Annotated in this window: 2 protein-coding genes and 2 pseudogenes; all 4 read right to left on the bottom strand. The window is 64.3% G+C overall.

Annotated elements, in window-relative coordinates; translation table 11 throughout:
* A pseudogene (locus EN984_RS31165) lies at positions 1–391 on the bottom strand (3-oxoacyl-ACP synthase); the annotation flags it as partial.
* A complete protein-coding gene (locus EN984_RS31160; RefSeq protein WP_127270883.1) occupies positions 388–1,653 on the bottom strand; it encodes an adenosylmethionine--8-amino-7-oxononanoate transaminase in 1,266 nt (421 codons plus the stop codon). The gene EN984_RS31160 and the pseudogene EN984_RS31165, both read right to left, overlap by 4 nt.
* Complete coding sequence (gene bioD / locus EN984_RS31155; protein WP_127269495.1) at positions 1,653–2,288, bottom strand: dethiobiotin synthase; 636 nt, start codon at positions 2,286–2,288, stop codon at positions 1,653–1,655. The genes EN984_RS31160 and bioD overlap by 1 nt, the downstream gene beginning before the upstream one ends.
* Positions 2,285–2,467: pseudogene (locus EN984_RS31150) on the bottom strand (8-amino-7-oxononanoate synthase); the annotation flags it as partial. The pseudogene EN984_RS31150 and the gene bioD, both read right to left, overlap by 4 nt.

Below are 2,467 nucleotides of genomic sequence, written 5' to 3'. Positions count from 1 at the left end.
GCAGGCGGGTGAGCCCGTCGGCGAACATCAGCGCATAGATGAAGCCGGCGCAGGCGCCGGTCAGGTCGATCGCTCCGGCGCGGCCTAGCCCCAGCCGATGTGCGACCAGCGGCGCGCTTGGCGGCAGAAGGTGATCGGGCGTCGACGTGGCGAGCAAGAGTAGACCGACGTCGCCGCGGTCGATACCGGCATTGGTCAGCGCCATGTCGCCGGCAGAGGCGGCAAGGCCCGACAGCGTGTCTTCGTCTGTTGCCCAGAAGCGCGAGCGAATTCCGGTGCGCCGCTCGATCCAGCCGGGCTCAAGCCCGAGCCGGTCTTCGATTTCCGGGTTCTCGACCTTGCGCGTCGGCGCATGATGGCCGAAGCCGAGAACGCGCGACGATAGGTTCATGGCCGCGAGCCGAAGCGTTCGCCGGCCTCCTCTATCGCGTCATAGAGCCCGTCCAATTCGTCGCTGGTGATGCAATAGGGCGGCAGAAGATAGAGGACATTGCCGAGCGGGCGCACCAACAGGCCGCGCTCAAGGAAAAAAGCGCGCAGTTTTGGCCCGATCTCGGCCAGATAACCGGCTGAGCCGGTGCGTAGGTCGAGTGCCGCGATGGTGCCGGTTGTCCGGCAGTCGGTGAAATATGGATTGCCCCGGAAGCGTTGCAGCCCGGCGGCCTGCCTCGCGCTCAAGACCGCGATCCGCTCGGCCACCGGCTCGTCACGCCAGATCTCGACATTGGCAAGTGCTGCCGCGCAGGCGATCGGATTGGCGGTGTAGGAGCTCGAATGGAAAAACGTCTTCTTGCGATCCTCCGAAAAGTGAGCGTGGAAGATGGCATCGGTGGCGATCGTGGCGGCCAGCGGGATGGTACCACCGGTCAGACCTTTCGACGTGCACAAGATGTCCGGCGAGACGGACGCCTGTTCGCAGGCAAACATGGTTCCGGTGCGCCCCCAGCCGGTCATCACTTCATCGGCGATCAGCAGCGTGCCGGAGGCTTCGGCGATCCTCTTCAATTCGGCAAGAACCCAGGCCGGATACATCAGCATGCCGCCGGCGCCAAGCACCAGCGGCTCGACGATCAGCGCGGCTGCGCGCCGGTCGCGGCTAACGGCCTCGAACCGATCCAGCGTTTCCTGCTCGCGCCCGGCGGCCGGGAAGGGGATGGCGTCGACCTCGAACAGCAAAGGATCATAGGCGGCGTTGAAGACGCCGCGGGCGCCGACGCTCATCGCCCCGATCGTGTCGCCATGATAGCTGTGCTCCATGACGGCGATGCGCGAACGCGGCGCGCCGATGTTGCGGAAATAGCCGAGCGCCATCTTCAGCGCGACTTCGACTGAGGTCGAGCCACTGTCGGAATAGAACACCCGGTCGAGGCCGGCGGGTGCGATGCCGACAAGCGCCTCGGCCAGCCGTTCGGCCGGCTCGTGGGTGAAGCCCGCGAAGATGATCTGGTCGAGGCTCGAAGCGGTCGTCTCGATGGCCTTCATGATGCGGGGGTGGCGATGGCCATGGGTGACGACCCACCAGGAAGAAATCGCATCGAGGATGCGGAAGCCTTCGGCCTTGTGGAGATAGGCGCCTTCAGTCAGCACGATTTCAGGGACCGAGGGCTCTAGCGCGTGCTGCGTGAACGGATGCCAGACTCGAGACTCCGCCATCAGTCGCCTCCGGCAATCATGGCCAGGTCGAAGCCGGAAATCATTGCATCTCTCAACGTTTCACCCGTCAGCGGACCGAGGTGCGGCAGCCTGCCCAGCTGCGGCACGCCGCCGAATTCCACGATTGTCCTTTGTGTATCGGCCACCTCTTCGCCAATGAAGGCAATGCCGATGAGCGGGATGGAGCGGGCTTTCAGGGCCTCGATCGACAACAGCGTATGATTGATGGTGCCAAGCGCGGTGCGGGCGCACAGTATGACCGGCAGCCGCCATTGTTCGAATATGTCAATGAACCTTGTCTGTCGATTGAGCGGCACCATCAGCCCGCCGGCGCCTTCGATGACGAGCGGTGTCGGCAGGACCGGAAATGAAAGATCGTCGGCCTCGATCGCGACGCCGTCGATTTCGGCTGATCGATGCGGCGACAGCGGCATCGTCAGTCGATAGACTTCGGGCAGCACGCGTCCGTCGGGCAAGCCGGAAAGCCGGGCGACGACCTCGCTGTCGGTCTCCTCGTTGAGGCCCGATTGCACCGGCTTCCAGTAGAAGCCGTCGAGCAGCCCGGCAAGTCCGGCCGAAAACACTGTCTTGCCAATTCCAGTGTCTGTTCCGGTGACGACGATGCGTTTGGTCATGCTGTGGCCAACACTCCGACGAGAGCCTCGACCATGGCGGAAATGTCGGCTTCGTCGACGTTGAGAGTCAGCGAAATGCGCAGGCGCGACGTACCCTCAGGCACTGTCGGCGGGCGAATGCCGCGTATGTCGAAGCCGCGTGCCTGCAGTCCTGCCGCCCCCGCCATGGTGCGGCTGTT

Source organism: Mesorhizobium sp. M7A.F.Ca.CA.004.12.1.1, from assembly GCF_003997835.1.
Taxonomy (GTDB): domain Bacteria; phylum Pseudomonadota; class Alphaproteobacteria; order Rhizobiales; family Rhizobiaceae; genus Mesorhizobium.
The sequence above is the reverse complement of the archived record's forward strand: the minus strand, read 5'-3'. Positions and strand labels throughout refer to the sequence as shown.